Source organism: Parendozoicomonas haliclonae (genome assembly GCF_900174585.1).
Taxonomy (GTDB): domain Bacteria; phylum Pseudomonadota; class Gammaproteobacteria; order Pseudomonadales; family Endozoicomonadaceae; genus Sansalvadorimonas; species Sansalvadorimonas haliclonae.
On record NZ_FWPT01000011.1, the window covers coordinates 48,481 to 68,141 of the forward strand.

The 19,661-nt window shown below is 50.4% G+C and carries 17 protein-coding genes; 5 read left to right on the forward strand and 12 right to left on the reverse strand.

Features of this window, described 5'->3' with window-relative positions; translation table 11 throughout:
* Nucleotides 1-45: 45 nt before the first annotated feature.
* A complete protein-coding gene (locus tag EHSB41UT_RS19920; RefSeq protein ID WP_087112628.1) occupies nt 46-1,248 on the forward strand; it encodes a DEAD/DEAH box helicase in 1,203 nt (400 codons plus the stop codon).
* Nucleotides 1,249-1,306: 58 nt separating this feature from the next.
* Here EHSB41UT_RS19920 and EHSB41UT_RS19925 read toward each other — a convergent pair whose 3' ends face one another.
* Complete coding sequence (locus EHSB41UT_RS19925) at nt 1,307-2,275, reverse strand: hypothetical protein (protein ID WP_087112629.1); 969 nt, start codon at nt 2,273-2,275, stop codon at nt 1,307-1,309.
* Nucleotides 2,276-2,437: 162 nt separating this feature from the next.
* Between EHSB41UT_RS19925 and EHSB41UT_RS19930 the strand changes: the two genes are divergently transcribed.
* On the forward strand, nt 2,438-2,899 hold the full coding sequence (locus EHSB41UT_RS19930; protein WP_087112630.1) for an Lrp/AsnC family transcriptional regulator: 462 nt from the start codon (nt 2,438-2,440) through the stop codon (nt 2,897-2,899).
* 56 nt (nt 2,900-2,955) lie between these two features.
* Here EHSB41UT_RS19930 and EHSB41UT_RS19935 read toward each other — a convergent pair whose 3' ends face one another.
* The 3 genes from EHSB41UT_RS19935 to EHSB41UT_RS19945 all read right to left on the reverse strand — a co-directional run bounded on the left by EHSB41UT_RS19935 (nt 2,956) and on the right by EHSB41UT_RS19945 (nt 5,224).
* A complete protein-coding gene (locus EHSB41UT_RS19935) occupies nt 2,956-3,444 on the reverse strand; it encodes a NanQ anomerase/TabA/YiaL family protein (protein ID WP_207626719.1) in 489 nt (162 codons plus the stop codon).
* Between the two features lie 177 nt (nt 3,445-3,621).
* A complete protein-coding gene (gene grxB, locus EHSB41UT_RS19940) occupies nt 3,622-4,329 on the reverse strand; it encodes a glutaredoxin 2 (protein ID WP_087112631.1) in 708 nt (235 codons plus the stop codon).
* Between the two features lie 19 nt (nt 4,330-4,348).
* Nucleotides 4,349-5,224, reverse strand: a complete 876-nt coding sequence (locus tag EHSB41UT_RS19945) for an MBL fold metallo-hydrolase (protein WP_087112632.1) — start codon at nt 5,222-5,224, stop codon at nt 4,349-4,351.
* A gap of 128 nt (nt 5,225-5,352) precedes the next feature.
* Between EHSB41UT_RS19945 and EHSB41UT_RS19950 the strand changes: the two genes are divergently transcribed.
* Together EHSB41UT_RS19950 and EHSB41UT_RS19955 are read left to right on the forward strand one after the other, a co-directional pair.
* Nucleotides 5,353-6,246: a LysR family transcriptional regulator gene (locus tag EHSB41UT_RS19950; protein ID WP_087112633.1), complete on the forward strand. Its 894-nt coding sequence runs from the start codon at nt 5,353-5,355 to the stop codon at nt 6,244-6,246.
* A 99-nt stretch (nt 6,247-6,345) separates the two neighbouring features.
* Nucleotides 6,346-6,975, forward strand: coding sequence for a YitT family protein (locus EHSB41UT_RS19955; RefSeq protein ID WP_087112634.1), 630 nt, complete (start codon nt 6,346-6,348; stop codon nt 6,973-6,975).
* Nucleotides 6,976-7,023: 48 nt separating this feature from the next.
* Here EHSB41UT_RS19955 and EHSB41UT_RS19960 read toward each other — a convergent pair whose 3' ends face one another.
* The 3 genes from EHSB41UT_RS19960 to EHSB41UT_RS19970 form a co-directional block, all read right to left on the reverse strand.
* Nucleotides 7,024-8,250: a threonine/serine exporter family protein gene (locus tag EHSB41UT_RS19960; RefSeq protein ID WP_087112635.1), complete on the reverse strand. Its 1,227-nt coding sequence runs from the start codon at nt 8,248-8,250 to the stop codon at nt 7,024-7,026.
* Nucleotides 8,251-8,369: 119 nt separating this feature from the next.
* A complete protein-coding gene (locus EHSB41UT_RS19965; RefSeq protein WP_087112636.1) occupies nt 8,370-8,669 on the reverse strand; it encodes an ArsR/SmtB family transcription factor in 300 nt (99 codons plus the stop codon).
* Between the two features lie 103 nt (nt 8,670-8,772).
* Complete coding sequence (locus tag EHSB41UT_RS19970) at nt 8,773-9,843, reverse strand: permease (RefSeq protein WP_087112637.1); 1,071 nt, start codon at nt 9,841-9,843, stop codon at nt 8,773-8,775.
* 225 nt (nt 9,844-10,068) lie between these two features.
* Between EHSB41UT_RS19970 and EHSB41UT_RS19975 the strand changes: the two genes are divergently transcribed.
* Nucleotides 10,069-10,983 (forward strand): hypothetical protein, encoded by a 915-nt coding sequence (locus tag EHSB41UT_RS19975; RefSeq protein WP_087112638.1) that lies wholly within the window; start codon nt 10,069-10,071, stop codon nt 10,981-10,983.
* A 25-nt stretch (nt 10,984-11,008) separates the two neighbouring features.
* Here EHSB41UT_RS19975 and EHSB41UT_RS19980 read toward each other — a convergent pair whose 3' ends face one another.
* The 5 genes from EHSB41UT_RS19980 to EHSB41UT_RS20000 all read right to left on the reverse strand — a co-directional run bounded on the left by EHSB41UT_RS19980 (nt 11,009) and on the right by EHSB41UT_RS20000 (nt 19,602).
* Complete coding sequence (locus EHSB41UT_RS19980) at nt 11,009-12,358, reverse strand: PEGA domain-containing protein (RefSeq protein ID WP_087112639.1); 1,350 nt, start codon at nt 12,356-12,358, stop codon at nt 11,009-11,011.
* Between the two features lie 90 nt (nt 12,359-12,448).
* Nucleotides 12,449-16,114 carry a tubulin-like doman-containing protein gene (locus EHSB41UT_RS19985; RefSeq protein WP_087112640.1) on the reverse strand — a complete coding sequence of 1,222 codons (3,666 nt, stop codon included), beginning with the start codon at nt 16,112-16,114 and terminating at the stop codon, nt 12,449-12,451.
* Nucleotides 16,115-16,135: 21 nt separating this feature from the next.
* Nucleotides 16,136-16,543 carry a hypothetical protein gene (locus tag EHSB41UT_RS19990; protein WP_087112641.1) on the reverse strand — a complete coding sequence of 136 codons (408 nt, stop codon included), beginning with the start codon at nt 16,541-16,543 and terminating at the stop codon, nt 16,136-16,138.
* 57 nt (nt 16,544-16,600) lie between these two features.
* Nucleotides 16,601-18,073 (reverse strand): hypothetical protein, encoded by a 1,473-nt coding sequence (locus EHSB41UT_RS19995; protein WP_087112642.1) that lies wholly within the window; start codon nt 18,071-18,073, stop codon nt 16,601-16,603.
* On the reverse strand, nt 18,070-19,602 hold the full coding sequence (locus EHSB41UT_RS20000; RefSeq protein WP_087112643.1) for a hypothetical protein: 1,533 nt from the start codon (nt 19,600-19,602) through the stop codon (nt 18,070-18,072). The genes EHSB41UT_RS19995 and EHSB41UT_RS20000 overlap by 4 nt, the downstream gene beginning before the upstream one ends.
* Nucleotides 19,603-19,661: the final 59 nt, after the last annotated feature.

The following is a 19,661-nucleotide window of genomic DNA, read 5'->3' on the forward strand; positions in this document are numbered from 1 at the left end:
GCTTTCATGATAAAATAATCTTTTACTCCCTCCTCCGAGATTCCCATGCCGTTCTCTTCTCTTGGTTTAAGCACACCGATTCTGGATGCTATTCGTGATACTGGGTACAACGAACCAACCCCTATTCAAAAGCGTGCGATTCCCGTCGTTTTAAAAGGCAACAACCTGATCGCTGTCGCCCAGACAGGTACCGGTAAAACCGCCAGTTACGTGCTGCCTATCCTTGAGCGTTTAAGCAAAGGACAAACCCAGCGCAAGAAGCGTGTACGTGCAGTCATTCTTACGCCTACACGAGAGCTGGCTGCTCAGGTTGCTGAGAACATTGCTATCTACAGCAAGCATCTGTCTCTTACTTCACTGGCGGCTTATGGCGGTGTGGATGATCAGGAGCAAAAAGCCCGCCTGATCGAAGGTGTGGATATTCTGGTAGCGACCCCGGGTCGTATTCTTGATCTGTACGGTCAGCGTGCCGTGCATTTTGAAGAAGTGGAAACTCTGGTTCTCGATGAAGCTGACCGCATGCTGGATATGGGCTTTATCGACGATATCAACAAGGTTATGGATCGCCTGCCGGCCGGTTTTCAAACCCTGCTGTTCTCCGCAACACTCTCAAACTCTGTACGTGATCTGGCTCACGATGCCATTGAGAACGCTGAAGAGATCATTATCGGCAAGAGCAAGAAAGGTGTTTACGAATCCACTATCAACCAGTGGATTACGACTGTTGATAAAGACAAGAAATCAGCGTTGCTAAGCCACCTGATCAATGAGCACCAGTGGCCTCAGGCACTGATCTTTATCGAAACCAAACATGGTGCCGCAAAGCTGGTTTCCCAACTTGAAAAGCGCGGTATTACTGCAGAAGCGATTCACAGTGGTCGCAGCCAAGCGTCCCGTACTCAGGTTCTGAACGACTTTAAAACCGGCAAGCTGAAGTATTTGATCGCCACCGGTGTGGCCGCTCGCGGTATTGATATCGAAGAGCTGAATCTGGTGATCAACTACGATCTACCATTCCCGGCTTCTGATTATATCCACCGTATTGGTCGTACCGGCCGTGCAGGTCAGCAGGGTGAGGCAATATCTTTGGTATCCAAGGATGATTTCAAAAACCTGTGCATGATCGAATCACAGCTGGGTCATCTGCTGGAACGTAGAGAGATTGAAGGCTTTGAACCGCGCAAGCCTGTACCGATCTCTATCCTGAACTATGTGCCAAAGCATAAGCGCACTGAGAAGAAGGGCTAATTTTCAGAGTGCATAAACCAGCCAGAACCTTTCTGGCTGGTCAAAAGAAGTGTCCGGCTTAGGCCACCGAGCGATAGAAATATCGCTCAAACCTTTCGGTGACAAACAGCCTGAGAAACAGCGACAACATCGCCACCAGCAAGACTGAAAAGATCATCCGCCCCCAGAATATGGCACTGAAATCAGCACCGATCAGCAGTATCAGCAAGGTGTCTTCAATCAGGCTGTGCAACAGGTTGAGCAGCATAATGGAGCAGAAGATATCCCGAGGCTGAATATGCCCTTTACGGGCTTCCTGAATCAGTAGTCCACCGCCGTATGACAAACCCAAAGTCACACCAACAATAGTCAGATTGGTTGCATCCCGACTGATACCAAGCACTTTCAGGAACGGACTGAGAGCTTTGGTCATCAGGGCTTCAATACCAACGGCTTTCAGGATTTTAAGCACCAGCATCAGCACCAGAATCACTACGTAGATCATGATCAGGTTTTTAACCTGGGCAAGACCCCAGTCAAACAGAGAGGAATCAGCACCCAGCCCCGTCTGTTGCCAGAGCACGGTTGCAATCTGTTGTGAGGAATCTGTGGCTTCGTAGATCAGGTGCAGGATATAACCAAAGAGGAAACCGCCTCCAACTCTGACTAAGATCGTCGACCACAATGAAACGCCAGCCTGACGAGCAATCGCCCCTTCAACAGGTAAGGCGTGAGCCACCAGCATCATACTGCCCAGAACCGACACCTGGGCAACGGTCAGCTCCATATTCAAATTAATAAAGACCAGCAGGCCGCTGTATATATTCACCAGCAGCGTTGCTGCCCAGACAAGCCCCAGCTCACTGGGCAGGCCAACAGCTGACATCACCGGCCCAAGCACCTGACTCAGATAGGTAATACCGCCGAGTTCCTCAATAAACTTGAAGATAATGATGGTCGGGATCATCACCCGAAACAGGGTCCAGGTAACCTGCAGGCTGTCCTGGATAAGCTGTTTGAAAAACAGGGAAATCTTATCGGTTTGCACTTTTCTAGACTCGAGAGCTTTTTCTTTATTGTACCGATCCCCCAAAAATTTCTTCTTCGATTTACCAGCCTATATATAACTTAGATTTCTTATTTATAGACAGAATGGAAACTTTACCCTCAATATAAAGCCTACAAGTTAATAACTGGTTCCTGCCAACACATGCAACTTGATCGCATAGACCGCAAGATTCTCACCTTACTCCAGGCCAACAACCGGATACCGAATGTTGAGCTTGCTGCCGAGGTTGGGCTTTCTCCCCCTGCCTGCCTGAAGAGAGTCAAACAGCTTAGAGAGTCTGGTGTTATTGCTCAGGATGTCGCTCTGGTTGATTCGGAGCTCTCCGGAAACAAGATGACAATGTTGGTTTCCGTTGAGATGGAACGGGACCGAAGGGATATCTATAAACAATTCCAGAAGTCGATTCATGCCGCTCCCGAAGTAACCCAGTGCTATCAAACCACCGGCAGCTATGACTTTACCCTTGTCGTTTGTGTTAAGGATATTCTGGCTTACGAGGCATTTATCGAGCGGGTACTGCGGGCCGATCCCAATATCCGAAAGTTTCACAGCTCCGTATCCATTCGGAGGATCAAGTACTCAACAGCGATTGATCTTGAGTAGAGGGTTACGTTTGGTCAGAGGCTGAAAGCAGACTCTGACCGAGTAATGATGCGTTATCAGTGAGACTTGATGGAAGCGGCAGCGATCTTGATCACAGCCTTCTTGATAGGGGCCGGCTGATCTGGAGCTACCAAAGGACGATGCGGCTGCATGGTATCGAAGACGACAAACTCTCCCGCGGAGACTGTGACAAACTTCTCATCAACAATATCTTCGCTAAACGCCAGATCCTTCTCCTGCAAATAGTCTTCTGCCAGAGAGTTAAAAGGTTGGAGGCTATAGCCAAATGACTCTTCACCATCTAATACGATCTGAACGTCTATGTATTTCTTATGGCATTCGGATTTGCGCTCAGCCAGGAGCTGGGTGTGATCATTCACGATGAAATAGAAAACATCATCACCATCAACGGAATAATGCCCGGGTTCCTGTTGCTGGTTAAGTCTCGTTCTTACATCACAGATAATATTGGCTACGGCTTCAGGAAGATCACAGCTGCTCTCAAAGGAGCTCAGTTCGCCTTTGTACACGGTCAGTTTCTTCACAATCAACAAGGGGAAGGAGCTTGATTGTATTGACCACTAAAGGGTAAAGGTCTTTTATTTACACTCTCTCAATACAGATTTGATCAGTCATTGATACATATCACACTGTCAAGGCAGGCACCGCGCTCGACCACTAAAGCTCACTACATATCCAGAGCCGGCACCCGCTTCATGACCTTAGATCAAAGCACCTTCTGCATTCACCTTTACATACAGCGTAATTCCGGTCTGTGCACTCAGGTAATCCATATAACGCAGCAAAGCTTTCGGGAGTTCCAGCTCAGCAACCATCATCAGGTTACGTAACTCCGGGAAGGCATGGATATCATCCATGGAAACCGCACGCTCGCCATTCACCAAAGTCTCAGCCTGCAGAACATCCGCCAGAGTCTGCAGATGCTCAGCAACAACAGACGTATATTCGCCTGTCTTGGCCAATGCCTGCTCCAGCGTCACGCCCAGCTTGCCCTCAATCATGCCGCTAAACATCGCCAATGCTTTTTCAGAGCTCAGCTCCGGCAGGCTTAGGAACGGCATCCGCGGATAACACAGCGCACTGGTTGTGCCCTTCACATCATCAAACCAGTTCTGCAGAGCCTGGGAAGACTGATAGCCATCCAACATCGGCGCACCATTCATGCCATCCAATATCATCAGGATTTCTGTGCTGTCCTGGATAAAGCGACTCTCCCCTGTTGCCGGTTCGTGCATTTCCAGCATGGGAACAGTGGTCTTCTCAATCTTTTCTGCAACCTCTTCCGGCCACTGCCCAAGCGGGAAGGTCACAATCTCCAGAGGAATATTTTTCAGTGCTGCCAGCATGCGTACACGCACACAGTAGGGGCAGCTATCAAACACATACAGCTTCATGGTGTTATTCGTCATTCCTTATCGACCGTCTTGATTAATTGCCGTGCCAGATGGAGTAAGCCATACGCTCAACATGAGCAGGAAGGTTCTGCTCATAGCCTCTCCAATGGCTGAACTCTGGCAACTTGATCGTTTTCTTTAGCTCATCAACAGACTTTCCAGTCTGTATGCCATTAAAAACTGCATCAAACAGAGCCTGGTTAAAACGCAGGTCTTCATCAAACAGTTCAGGATTGGAAACCGGAGCGTGACCGCTGATCACAGTATCGAAGTCCAGCTCGGCTTTGGTGCGTTTCAGGGTATTCAGCGAGCCAACATAATCGTGAGCATTGAGACGATAGGGCTCATTCACATACTGTGGAAGGTGCCAATCAACAGCCAGCAGAACCTTATCTTCCGGCATATGAACGACACTGGTGCATCGACCATCATTGGAGCCAAAGTAGTTCAGATCAACCTGCTTATCACCCAGCACAACGCTGTACTTGGTCTTGTAGGTGATATCAGCCGGTACAACCTTGTTTTCCACATCCCTGTTCAGCAGGTCTTCACACAGTTCATGGGTAATAAACTCAGCACCGGCATCCTTGAAAATCTGGCCACCGCGGGAATGATCATAATGAGCCTGAGAATAGATCACCTTTTTTACTGGCTTGTCGGTTACCTTCTTAATCTCTGCCATCATGTCAGCGGCACGCTTTGCGCCAGAAGGATCGGTCACAATCACGCCATCACTGCTCACCACAACCAGACTGTTGTAGAAGAACTGGGAGTATTGGTACACACCCGGCTTCAGTTCCACCATGGATGGTTTAGCAGGATCAAACCCACCTCCGGCTGCACTTGCTGCCCCCGAAGCGACTGCAACACCCAAAGCGATAGTTTTAATGACAGTGCCGAATGGTTTCATGTTTGGAATCTCTTCTTATAACAACATGTTTACTCTGTCGCTTATGCTAATAGATACTCCATCCGGGTTAATGATCGCTCCAATGTTTTCAGAGTGTACTCTTTGTATCGAATACTGATGTCATAACTATGGATAAACTAAGGAATATGGCTCTGTTCTGCAGAGTCGTTGAGCAAGGTAGCTTTGCCAAAGCAGCTCATGAATTAAACCTGACTCCAGCCATTGTTGGCCGCCATGTTGCCAGCCTTGAGCAATCACTGGGCATGCGTCTGATATTGCGTACGACTCGCAGCATGGAGATCACACCAGCCGGGCAGGAGTATTACAACGGCTGCAAACGCATTCTGGAAAACGTAGAAATACTCGAACACTCACTCAACCTGGGGCAGACTGGTGAGCCGAAAGGATTGATTCGTATTGGCGCACCGGATGGCTTCGCTGCCCCTTATCTGCTGGATCAGGTTGCCAGTTTTCAGGAGATTTATCCTCAGGTTCAAGTTGATATTCTTGAAGACAATGGTCGTACGGATATGGTCAAAGACCACATTGATCTGATGATCCGTTTTGCCATCGCTCTCGATGATGCCAATTACATAGCGACACCACTGACGACAACACCGTTGGCCTTATTCGCCTCACCCGAGTACATCGAAAGACGCGGCAGACCAACCTCTATCAACGATCTGAACACCCACGACTGTTTATTATTCAGTGCATCGCGTTATGGCGGAACCTGGCCGGTCATCATTGATGGTGCTCCTAAGAAACTTCAACTGCCATGGAGACTCTCCTTCACTAACACGCATGTATTGATCAGCGCTCTCGATAAAGGGCTTGGTATCGGTTTAATGCCGGAGATTCTGGCCAGAGGATTAAGCCAGAAAGAGCTGGTAAAAATTGATGACCTCTTCGATTTTCATACCGTCACGATTTACGCCATCTACCCTTCCCGGGAGTATATTCCTGAACGTGTCAGGTTATTCCTCGAACACCTCAAACAGACCTTCAAGAAAAGGCTCTAGCATCAACCCCTGCGAACTCTGTGCACACGCTCTACGTGGTATATCTTTTGCTTTGGATGCGTATAATCCCCGCATCCAAACAAACGACAGAATTATAATATGTTGGACAACTCTCACAGTTATATTGAAGACCTGTTTGCTCTTCTTTGTTCCGGTCTCTTTGTCTCTTTTGGGGTTTACCTGTTTCAGGTTGAGGAGCTGATGGTTGGAGGAGCGGCAGGGCTCGCATTACTGGGAACCTATGCCACCGACCTGAGCTGGGGCACGCTGTTCTTCCTGATCAATCTCCCCTTCTATGCTCTGGCCTGGACCCAAATCGGCAAACGCTTCACCATCAACACCTTCATCTCCGTCACCAGCATCTCCATCCTCTCCGAATATGTTCCAAATCTGGTCACCGTTGACCATATCCATCCGGTGTTTGCTGCAATGATGGGCGGTGTTCTTATCGGAATGGGCATACTGATTATGTTCCGCCACGCTTCCAGTCTCGGCGGACTTGGGATTCTGGCTTTCTACCTGCAGAACCGTTTTGGTATCAAGGCAGGAACCTTTCAGCTGGCGATCGACAGTCTGATACTGCTGTGCTCAGCTATCTATATCTCCTGGCCTTTGGTCACAATCTCGGTGCTGGCTGCTTTCTTCCTGAATATGGTGCTGTCCCTGAACCACCGCCCGGATCGTTACTCTCTTCAGGCCAAAGCAGATACCGAAGCCAAAACGGCTTAATAAGAATACCAGCAGGAGACTGCCTCCTGCTGGTTTGAGAGGAAAGTCTTACAAAGACTTCTTCGCAGGGAAGATCATCCGGGCAAAGATGAGGCCCGCAAGAATGGACATAAACATCATAAAGGTCTGTACGCCAATCTGGGGCAGGTCTACAAAAGCTACGCCATTGTTGATCACCTTATCGAGACCGATATAAGCCTTACTTCCTGGCACCAGCAGAACCACACCGTGCAACAGGATGATAAGTGACGACATCCCCGTCGCCCGGGACCAGATATTGCTGTAGATACCCACAATCAACGCACCAAGAAACGGTCCCATACCCTCGCCCAGATATTGGGAACCAAACAAGGCACCGCCATAAGCCAGAAAGCAACACAGCAATCCCCAGGGCGTATCCCGCAGGCGATTCTTAAAGACGATAATCAACGACAGTGACAGCAGTGGGACTGCAACAATATCCATCCAGTCCGGAATAGTTACGACCGGTTCCATCACCGGCTTAACCCATACCAGCTTGACCAGAGCCGAGCCCAACGCCGAACCAAAATAGAGTTTGCACAGGCACAGCATACTGTCCATAAAACGACTGGTACCGGATATAAGATGCCGTGCCGCAAGGTCCTTCAATGCCAGGGTAATGGAGAGGCCAGGGATAAATACAATAATGCCGGAGAGTACCACCAGCGGCACATTGATCTCCGGAAACCAGTAACTGGCAAATCCACCGAACAATGCAGCGACCAGAGCAACCAGTGGATCAAGGGCTTCACCACTGGAAGCGAAACGCTCCACCAGAAGAATCACCCCAAACACAATCAGTCCGGCAACCGAGGATACCCAGACCTCCGACCAGTTCTGTCCGACAAGCATGGCAAAAGCACCACTAGTCAGACCAAAGGCAAACCATGTTGTTTTTACACTGTAGGGCGGAGGTTCGTTCTGAATATCTTTGAGTTTGGTAGCAGCTTCGCCAATCTCGCAATTGCCGCTGATCACATCATCAACCAGCTTATCGGTCTTGGCCAGAGAACCGAGATCCAGATCACCCGGCTTAACCCGGATATGGTAGTTATGCTTTTTATTTTCTCCGGGAATCCAGAGAACCACTGTCAGGAGAGTGGGAGAAACGAGAAAGTAGCCGTCCAGTTCTAATGCACGACAGACATTGAGCATATGGTTCTCAATGCGAAAAGAGGGCGTGCCAAATTTATGCAACGCCTGCCCGAGGCTGACAAGAAAGTCTCGCCGCTGCTGGTAAGTCTTGCGGTCCACGAGGATACATTCAAACAGGTGATAAGAGGAAAGATGGGGCGGATAGTATAGAAAGAAGGGCAGGATGGAAGGGTTTCTTAAGAAAAAATCCTGCCCCGAAGGGATTTGCTGAAACGCCTTTATTCAGCGGTGTTTTCGTCTGTACAACACTCGTCACGCAGGAAACAAACGAGGGCATCAAACGTGGCATATTGGGGAACACAATACAGCGTTCGGCTCTCCCTTCTCTGCTTCACCAGCCCAACAGAAACCAGCGCAGAAATATGATGGGACAGTGTTGAGCCCGGTATACCCAGTTCCTTTTGCAGAGCTCCTACCGGCAGGCCACTGTGGCCAGATTTAACCAGTCGCTTGTAGATCATCAACCGACTTGGGTGTCCGAGCTCTTTCAGGATTTTTGCGTAGTCTTCCAGATCCATACGACAAAGCTGCTATCGATTAATGCTGAGACCATACCAGAAGTCTGTCAGCGTTTCCCAAAAACAAAACCGCCAGCGTGAAGCTGGCGGTTTCCTATGAGGTTTAGATGAAGGTCATAACCAGACCGGCGGAGACTGCCATGGTGAAGATCACCACCAGAAAGGCAATAACCATCGGGTTACGGAAGATGCTCTTCAGCAGAATCACTTCTGTCAGACTGGCACCCGCGCTGCCGATAATCAGAGCCATCAGCGCGCCCATTCCCATACCTTTTGCTGCCAGTGCGGAAGCCAGAGGAATCACCGCTTCAGCACGAATGTACAGAGGTACACCGATGATCGCCGCAAATGGAATGGCCAGAGGGTTGTTCGGGCCGGCCCACTCAGCGATAAACTCCGCTGGGATAAAACCGTAAGTGAAAGAACCAATACCTACGCCAAGCATCAGAACCGGGAAGATCTTCTTGAACTGACTCCAGGTTTCAGACCAGATGCGAGCCCAACGGTTTTCTGCTTTCGGCTTGCTGTCACCACAGCTGGTCGCACATCCGGAAGCGGCTGGCGCTGGTTTGCTGTCACAGCAGGAGCTTTTCACTTCTGGCTTTGGTGCACAGCAAGAGCTCTTCTCTTCAACGACCGGCTTGCTATCGCAGCATGAAGCCTTCGCCTCTACCTTTGGCTTTTTGCTGTCGCAGCAGCTGGTCGGAGCTGTTTCACCGTAAACAACTTCTTTGCGAACAAAGCGCTCAAAGCCAAGCTTCTCCAGAATGAAGCCACCGAGTACGGACACGGTCAGAGCAATAATAAAGTACGCCACCGTAATCTTTGTACCAAATGTTGCCAGCAGCAAGCCGAGAATGATCGGGTTCATCAGCGGCGAAGTGAACAGGAAAGTAATGGTTGGACCAAAACCTGCCCGCGCTTTTAGCAGACCGGTCAGCATCGGGATGGTTGAGCAGCTGCAGAACGGTGTCAGTGCACCCAGCAGGCCTGCAGAGAGATAACCCTTACCACCCTTGGAGCCCAGAATCTTCTGGATTTTTTCCGCCGGCATATATTCGAGGATAACCCCGATAATAAAGCTGATCAGAAGGAACAGCACCGTCAGCTCTGCCGCGAGGAACAGAAACATATCGAATGCTTCTGATAGTTTTAACATCATTTCTTCAGACATCGTATATTTCCAGAAATATAGAATTAATAAGCTGCAGATATCCTTTCGACTTATGTCGCGATCACTGTGCAGCACCTTGATGCGGCGCATTCTACTCTTGGACGATCCGATGTCAACATTATTTCTAGAAACATAGAAATAATGTTCAAAAGAAACCCATCGTCGTTAGTAACACCAGGAGCATCCTGCTAACGTGGGCATAAGCTCTATACAGTCGAACACATAATGAGAACAACAATCGTCTTTGCAGCTCTGGTGGCTGCCAGCTCCTCAACTCTGGCCTACGAACCGGAAAAACATCATACCCTGGCCGGCTATTCCGTTGACCTCTTCAACGCCTGTGCTTTAACACTGTCGTTTGAAAGCCGGATCACTCTTTCCGATAAAGCCACCATCCAAAGATATGATGCCGGGGAAGACAACTTTCTGAGCAAACTGCCTCGCCGTACTTTTAACTGGCACTTCTACAACCAAAACAAAGAACCCGAACAAAAGCATGGGCTTATCAACCGCTCCATGACCGGCCTTCTGGCCTCTCTTGATCACAACATCGTCCATACCCGTACCTTTGATCCAAAGCTTGCCGGCAGCGCCCTGCACTTTATCGAAGATGTCACTGTGCCTGCCCATGTGATGCCGGTCTTCCATGGCCCTGTACTGCCCTTGCTTATGGGTGGTGCAACAGGCCATTACAAGCCTGGCAACATTCACGATCAGATTGATGGCTGGAAGATAGACAGCAACAGAATTGAAAAAGAACTCTCAGCTCTTGGTATCGACCCACTGCAATGTCAGGCGCTATTCGAGCAGCAAAACGTCTCTGATAACCCAACGCTGACCAGAGTGCAGCAGACGGCTACTCAGACTCTCGATGCAGTGAATCAGCCAATAGCAGAATGCCAGACACCATGGCGGTGGTTCTGGGATGTCGATTATGGAAATACTTACTTCACCGGCTATCGCTATGACTGGGATGACAACAGTGATGCCACTTTTGGAGAAACCAGCACGCTGGAAAATAGCTGTTCAGTGAAGAGAGACGATTACAACGATTTTGTCTTTGAACGACATCTGCAGGCGATTAAGGCAGGAACTGCCTTTCTGGCTTATTTCAGCCAAATAAAAGGCCCTGGAAGCTAACTACCAGAGCCCTTTGGAGAAAGCATCAAACCTCTTTCATCATGGCACAGATCATTTTGATGCCTGCATTGAGATCAAAGCCTTTGTGATTAGTAATGCCTGTCTTGCTGACTCCATGCAGATCCATGCGGGTTGATCCGCTGACTTCATAGATCTTGACCGTCTCTTCCAGGTAGGAATCACGTCCTTTCAGGGTTTCCTTGGAGACCAGCTGGAAGGCGCCACGCTGGATTCTGGTTTTACTGTTGGCGCTCTTTTCCCAATAATCAAATATCCGCTTGGCAACGCGCTCTTTGGCTATCGGACCCAGATCGAAAGTCACTTCGATCTCTTTGCTCATAAATGACGAGTCTTTTTTGAGTACAGAGCACTGAATTGGCTTCAGGGAAGCTTCCAGATAACCGTTCCGGTCAACATTAATAGACTTACGCTGATCGTAATGACCTGGAGCTCTGAGAATAAACTCCGCCTTGCCGGCAGGCAGCTCCATAGGCAACGAAAGTCGTTTGGTTCCGGCGGCATTCACCACATAGCCATTTGCCGGCAATTTTTGCACATTAACTGAGAAGCCACTCTTCTCCAGAGTAAACCGGAAATTATTCTCTACTTTCGTCAGCTTCACGGTCTTGGTCTGGGTCTTATAGCCTGAGCGGGAAACCTCAACCTTATAGTTCCCGGGCTCCAGCAACATACCCTTCTTGTATTTCGGCCCGATATTCATAATCCGGACTTTCGCATCCGACGGGGATGTGTAGATATGCAGAGGAATCTTTTGGACAACGCTTGGTTTGGATGATGACTTCGGTGCTGTTGTTGTCTGACTGCCTTTAGACGTCTGCCTTGAATCGCTATCAGACTTTTTATCGTCTGTCATAACGACAAATACGACCAGAGCAATACCAAGACCTACAAGTATCAAAACCAGATAAAACAGTCGGGTCAGCCATTTCATCAATCCGGCAAAGAAGCCTTTCTTCTCAGCCTTTTTACCGGACAGCATATAAGCTACTGCGCTTTTATCCGGCGTGGTATTCGCCAACACACTTTGGGTGAGATTCTTCTGCTTCTGGATAGCAGACATAGACTTACCCGAGGTATTTTTCTTTGCCTCGGGAGCAGGGCTGGATTTAGGTTTTTCCTGTTCCGATTTTGTCTTGTCCCGTGATGCCCGTTTCACGTTACCGGTCGGTTCTGATTTTTTGGGCTGACTCTTTTCAGGTTCCTGCTTCTTACCAGCATCAGCATCTACGGCCGCTGCTGCCACCTTTTCTGCAGCTTTTTTCTGCTGCTGGGCATGCCCACAGAATGGGCAGAATTTAACCACTCCTCCCAGCGCGCTGTTACACGCAGAATTTATACAAGACAGCTTTTCCATAAATACCGATCCGGACAGTCGTTTTACAGCAGCACTCTTTTCCACAAAGAGCACTGCTGACTGTTATTTTCTATCTCTTATTATTCGCCTTTACACGACAGGCACGGGGGGTGGCGGAGGCGGTACCGCACCAGCCGTCTGCTGCAGCTCAGCCACTTCTCCTACAGGCTGCCAGCCTGCCCAGCCCTCGCGCCAGCACAGAGTCTCTTTAGCCACCTGTCCAGACTGCAGATAACCCAGCAGTACACTGCGGGTGTAAGGCCCCATATTTTCGCCATTCACATGCAGGTAATAGCTGTGCTCAACCTGTGCCACAGGAGGTGGTGGCGGTGCCGCACCAAACGGAGCAGCGGCTGCGGGTGCCATATTGGCAGGAGCCTTACCAAGAACCTGTTCAATCCAACCCTTATCAAAGAATTCAGGCTTCGCAGTGCGCTTCAGTCTTGGGGTATCACTGTCGCGTACTTCCCAGGAATAAGCGTCCTTGTCCGAGTTCTCGATAGCGTTGGTCCACTTCTCCAGCAGGTCGTAGGCCTTCTCTTCAAAGCGCTGCGCCTCATCACCGGAAACACCACGCATGGTGGCCTTCTCCAGCAGTTCATCACGGAGCTTGCCGGCAATAGCAGATGCAAAGCCCTGAACAGCCACTTCAGCGCCCTTCTCATCTGGCACCAGCTGAGGGGTATAGGTATCCCGGGCCAGGCTGTCAGCCAGTGCCGCCATGGCCATCAGCTGCCAGCCATCGAGGTCTTCCAGCTTGTTGCAGACCGTATCGATAATCTTCTGCTGATAGGCTTTTGGCAGACCATTCAAACGGAACGCCCGCTCGTTACCCATCCGACGCACATCGCCACGGCCAACGCTGAACTGGTACTGGCCGGAAGGTCGGATGCTCTGGTTGGTATCCCGCTTGAGCACACCCATCATGGTGGCCAGCAGGAAATGACGGAAGTCTTCAGAGATCGCATTCAGCTGATCAACAGTTGGCACCAACGGATGTTCAAACAACGTGACATCAGACTTGGTATGCACCGGAATCTTTTCGGATTCTTTCAGGTAGCTGGTTTTCCAGGTTTCCAGACCACGGAGTACTGTCAGCGGCACACCGGACAGCTCGACATAGCAAACCGCACGACCATAGGTACCGGAGTCCACAAAGCTCAGCTGGGCCGGGGTCACACCGGCACTGGAAGGCAGGCCGGTCATAATCTCTTCTTTAAACGCCTCGTAGTCCGAAGAGCGGCCAACACCGATATAGCATTTGAACTGATCGGCATTCGGCGTGAACTCACGGCCCATATTGGCATCAATCCACGGCATGGCGCGGGACAGCCAGCTGGAGAAGACCTTCTGACGGGAGGCCGGATCCATCTTCTCAAGAGCCTGTACCAGCGGATCTTTCTGATCCTGTTCAACGCCAGAGTATTCCTGCTTGGCACGCTTGCTCAGGCAACGGAAGATCTGACGCTGACCGTCGTCTGACTTCAGCTTCTGGAACAGTTCTTTAGAACCACCGATCTCTTCCAGAGCCTCTTCGGCCCAGGTTGCCAGTGTTTCGTCACTTGGCATACTGTGGGTGCTGACAGGTGTTTCTATCTTGCGATAGTTGGCGTATGTCTTACTGTTATCCTGAGCCAGACGACGCTCAAACTCACGAATACCTTCCAGCATCGCCATAACCGATGCCCGGCCATTCTGCAGCTCACCAACCAGGCCACTCCATACGGCTTCGCCCTGATCATCAATACCCTGGTTCTCACCCAGGAAGGCAGAGAGTTCTTCCAGCAGTTTTGCTGCCTGCTGGGCAGCGGTCGCACGCAGGTGGAACTTAAGGTAGTTGGCGATCTCGTCTTTCAGATCTTCCAGAATCGCCCGTGCCTGCTTCTCCTTGGAGCCAAACAGACTCTTGCCACGAGTTTCCGTCAGGTTAGAGAGCAGACGCTCCACTTCGCTGTTACGCAGAGCATCTTTGATCTCGTTGTACTTCTGAACATTGTCGTTCTGATTCTTCACCACACCATCATGGGAAGACGACAATTTCTCTTTAACCTGCTCAACCAGTGACAGAACATACTCAAGGCCGCCCAGTTCACGGTTGTCCAGATACTGGTAAAGCTTCTCCTGAAGCTCGTTCTGGATTTCCGTACGCAGCAATCGGCGGGCTTCTGTAATACGGTCTTCACTGGTATCCGAGGTGCGATCCTGATTACGGATGCAGTCACGCTCCAGCGTGCCCATCACATCACGAATCTCTTTCGGCCAGTCATCCTTTTCAAAGGTATCGGCGATATTTTCCAGCTCGGCACTCACACGATTTTCGATACCGGCCAGGAGATTGCCCTGGCGGTCTTTCAGCAGACGTTCGGTCAGCGGATAGTCATAGAAGGTACCGTCAGACAACTTCAGCTCGACACCTTTACTGAGACGAGGCTTTTCTTCAAACAACACTCTCTTCAGGGAGAGATGGTTGTTCATAAACTCGTCGCGCTGCTTGTCGGTCGCGCGGTTCTTCTCGCCATCAGTCGAGGCAACACCGAAGAACACTTCCAGCATGGCCTTGGTCCAGCTGTACACGCCCTGATCGATGATATTGGCACTCTGGGTATCCAGTACCGACTGACCAAAGGCCGAGTAACCCTTGAAGTAGTTCAGCTTCATATCACCGAACCGGCTCTGGGGAACTGGCGCGGAGAACGGAGTGATCTTATGCTGGGACTGGTTAACAGCTACGGAACGCTTTTTGTTGGCAAAGTCTGCGGAGCGGAAATCTTCAAACAGGGTATCCGCAACCATCTCGTAAACATCTTTCTGGTCTTCGGTGCCCTGCCCGGACAGGTTGCCGGAATCAATCAGATAGACTTCGTCGTATGGCTTAACGCTAAGCTGCAGGTTGTCGTGCAGATCCCAGCGTTTTACGAAGTTGCTGCCACCCTTCATGCATGTTTCCAGCTCCATCAGGGACGCATAGCCATTGGCTTCGGTACGGTCCTTGTTGGCGGATGCATAGCCGGAAGGCAGGAACATCATCAGATCAACTTCGTGGGCGGAGACATCCTGACTGGCAATTGCGCCAGACAGCCAGCCCATATCCAGGAAGGAACCCGCGCCGGTACCACCGGCAATAGAACCGATTACAACGATACGGAATTTGCTGGTATCAATCTCCAGTCCCAGCTTTTTGAGGTCTGCTTCCTTGGAGAGGCTGCTCTTCAGGGAGTGCAGTTTGTTGCGGATCATATCCCGCAGCTTGGGATACTTATCAAAGAAGTAAAGACGGGAAACACCACGAATCTGGCCCGCGCCCTTGGAGGGATCAATACCCAGCTCACGAATCTTGCGAGGGGTCAGCGGCGACCATTCGGCAATATGGGGATAACGGTCAAGGTCATCATCGCTGCGGCTGTACTTCTCGATATTGAAGCTTTCGATCAGCTTGTCTTCATCGCTGAGTTTGACCAGCTCGCTCAAGGCATCCAGCTCTTTCTTACGGGACTTGCCGGACTCAACCACAGAGCCGTGATCCAGATCGAAGTGGATAAACTCCGCAATATGGAATTTTTCCAGGGATTCCACACGGCGAGGGTCAATGGCTGAGCCCCAGGTCGCGTTCAAAATACGACGGCGCACACGCAGTGCGACTTCCATCCCGGTACCACCGACAGCGATAAACAGCGTTGGTCTTAATTTAACCGTCTGTTCACCCTGATCGTTCACACCACCCAGCTGTACGCCAGCCTTCTGAGAACCTTGTTCCATAGCTTTCCCCTTCCTTGTCGGTTAGCCGCGGCTGGAGCGCCAGGTGAATATCAGTGTCAGCAACGGCAGCACGCCCAGTCCAACAAGAACCTGAGGCACCATGACAGAAGCAGGGCCAAGGATCATGACCAGAACAGCAGCTGATGTAGTGGTCAGGAAGCCAAACAACCACCAGGAGGCCGCACCGGCATCATTGGGGGAGAAACGCTTGTTCTTGACCAGAGACTGGGCAAAGGCATTCTTCATAAAGAAAAACACCACCATCAGTACCACCATAATGCCGGCACCAATAGCGAAGTCCCGCATAATGGTTTCCGCTTCCGGCATCGCTGGAAACTGTGAACCGGCAGGAGTCGTTGCCTGACCGGTGGTTGTTTCAGCGCCTGGCGCAGGCAGAGTAAATCCGTTGTCGCTGTTATTGTTGGCCATAGTCTTCTATTTGTTATCTGTCTGTTGTTTTTCTTTCGTGATGTGCCGGTTCGAGAGTTAACGAAGCACTTTCACGCTGTTTTCCGGTTCTACCGACACCACCTGCGGTGCGCCCAAACCCCGTTTAACTGTTGCTATCACCTCACCTTCAAAGGTGATGTCTTTACTGCTGAAGGCACCAAGTGCCAGCTTACGCCGCTCACCATTCACCGACAGGTTGTAGCTTTTGCTACCGCCGTTCTGAGCCAGGAAAAACGCACCGGCCAACAGTCCAAGTACCAGCAGAATAATCAGGATCAGTGGAAATAACGGATAGCTGATCTTCAGATAAACCGGGATATGAGCGACAGATGTCTTTATTTCATCCGGTGGCGTAAACACCCGTGGCAGAGGATCACCCGGAAAGAGGCGCTGCAGTTTCTGAATAAAGGCCGGATCCACACTGAGTCTTTGGCCTGAGAGTTGAATACTCACAACCGCCGGCAGGGTGACCTGCTTACCGGCGCTGGACAGGGCTTCCAGAGACCAAATAGAAGGAATCTCGCCCAGTGGAATCGGCAGACGGACAGCCATATCCACACTCTCACCCGGACGGAGGTTATTCAAATTGGTAAGCGACACCGGCAGAGCGTTGTTCCAGCCATTGCCTTTGATACCAGCAGAGATAGCCGCCTGATTAATCACATAAGGTGAAAAGTCATTCACCATTTTCGCCTGAATCTCGGCAACCGGCAGATCAATACCAGCATCGACATTCAAAATCAGGGATTGCTGGTCAGAAGCCAGAGATGCCGATATCTGATCACTGCCCACAACACCTTGAGGAATCAAACGAACAGGTTCTGCATCCAGAGGTTTCAGCCGCGCCGGGGCCTGGTTCAGCACCTTCCCGATCTGCCCACTCTGTTGCAAAGCCGTCAGATACTTCCCAGCTTCATCACCGTAGGCCAGCGCATAAATCATCAGGCCGGAAGATCGGTAATGACGACCCTGAACGGACATCCCTACCGGGAAAGCCAGTACCCGGCTGATGGATTTCTCACGATGCAGAAGGTTGTAAAACTCCTTGTTCTTGCGAGCAGTATCCTGACTGTTATCCGGACTGTTCTTGTTATTGGTAAACAGCCAGATGATGCCGGGCTTACCCTTGAAGCCGTTGATAATCGTCGAACGAATGGCTTCATTCAGATCGGTATCGGCATAGGAACTCCGCCCCGGTTTACGCGCCAAGGTAACCTGATTCACCGCACTCTGATAATCCCCACTCCGGTTTCCGCTATAAACCAGCTTCGGCGAAGGGTTGCCCTGCAGACTCTGATTAAAACCCGCCACCAGAACCTGATCCTGAGGGCCAGCCGTAACACTGATAACAGCATTAACCAGCGGTTTGAACTGGGAACTGGAATCCGCATAGAAAGGTTCCATCCAGCCAGAGTTCTGCATCAGGTAAGCCTGCTGAACAGCATGTGCAGACCATGAACAGACCATCAGCAGGGCAAGGGCTGCCCGGAGAAAGATATTCCTGTTCACTGTTGCAGCTCCCAGCCAGAAATCTGTTGCACTTTCGGGTGGTAGAGCCACAGGTGATTGTTATAAACAAAACACTCACTGTTCCATGGCTGCTCGGCGCTGAACCGTCCAAGGGATTGTTCCGGTTCGCCCATCATCACCACTTCGCAGGGCATAGGTGTTTTGGAACTCAACAACTCTTTCAGGGATTCCGGCGTTTGCAGTTTGATACCGAGAACCGAAGGCGTGGATGCACTCACTTCCATCAGGTTGGCGGAAAACTCCATTAACGGCAGCAACACATCACCGTTGTCGCTGTGCTGCTCCTGAATAAACCAGGGCTCACCTGCTTTGAAGTTTTCATAATCGAGGAAGTGGGTCAGACCACTGGTCATACGCGGGTTCAAAGTCTCGCGCATCTCCTGCACATCGCTCGTTCCACCAAGACGCAGGTAGCAATAATTTTCATTGTGATGATCAAAACACAGCTGCCAGAATTGGTTCTGATATCGAGCTGGCACACCAAATTCAAACTCAGGCTCAACATTATCCGGCCATGGTCGCACCGTGCAGCTTATGCCGCTGCCAATGAAGCTCAGAATGATCTGCCCATTCTTACCGGGCCAGATAATTTTTCGTTCATCCTGCACAGCACAATGGAATAGCTGACCACCGCCTTCTGGCAGTTCAAACCACTCACCTTCTGCTTCTGGTACTTTCAGATCATGACGGTAAATTTTTTGTGTTCCGTCATGTTCTATTGGCAGATAGAGTGCATCACCGCGCACGGCAGGTGCCGCCTTTGGCTTGCCTTCAACAATCAGACGGGAGCGCAGGGTTCGTTGAAATAGATCGACGCGAACTTCAACAAGGCCATTTTCACAACAGATATAGATGCAGTCTGATGCCAGAGGGTCTGTTACAACACATCCCCAGGCTTCGGCTGTCAGCGGGCTCTCAAGGATATAACTGTCTTCATCCTTCATACGTTCCCAGGCATTCGCTTCGGGGTTGAAGTAGAAGAAGAACTGAGCGCTGATATCAACAGCCAGCAGGCGGGTTTCCTGATATCCGAAAGAACCCACAAAGAAGTGACATTTCCCGGTCTGGGGTTTGCTCATTTCTGTATCAGGCTGGAAGCGGACTTCGTCCTTACTCACAACCTGCAGACTTTGTTCCGAGCAAGTCAGCCCAGACAATGCCGAGTTAATAACAGGCGAGGCCATAGAGACAGGGGAAAGCCAGCTTTGCGCTCCACCTATCAGGGCAGAAGGCTCTTGCAGAGAGGTCTGGCAGCTTGGGCAGAATTTGAAATGACCGGGTAAAACACCCTGTGAGCATTTGTCGGGGCTGGCAGGGCAAACTTTTACACCCAGAAGGTTCTGCTTATCGGCAGGGAATTCACTGCCAGCATTTATAGAGGAACCTTTAATCTCAACCAGAGAGAACTTCCCTTCCTGATCAGACGTCCATGTATCAGCCACCACAGCCGGATTCACCCAAAGATTGTCCGTCAGCGACTCTTTCTGCTCTTGATCAGCGTTAGCCATAAAATATTGAGAGTTGAAGTATTTATTAGGGTGTTTTTATTGATATTTATTCTTGATTG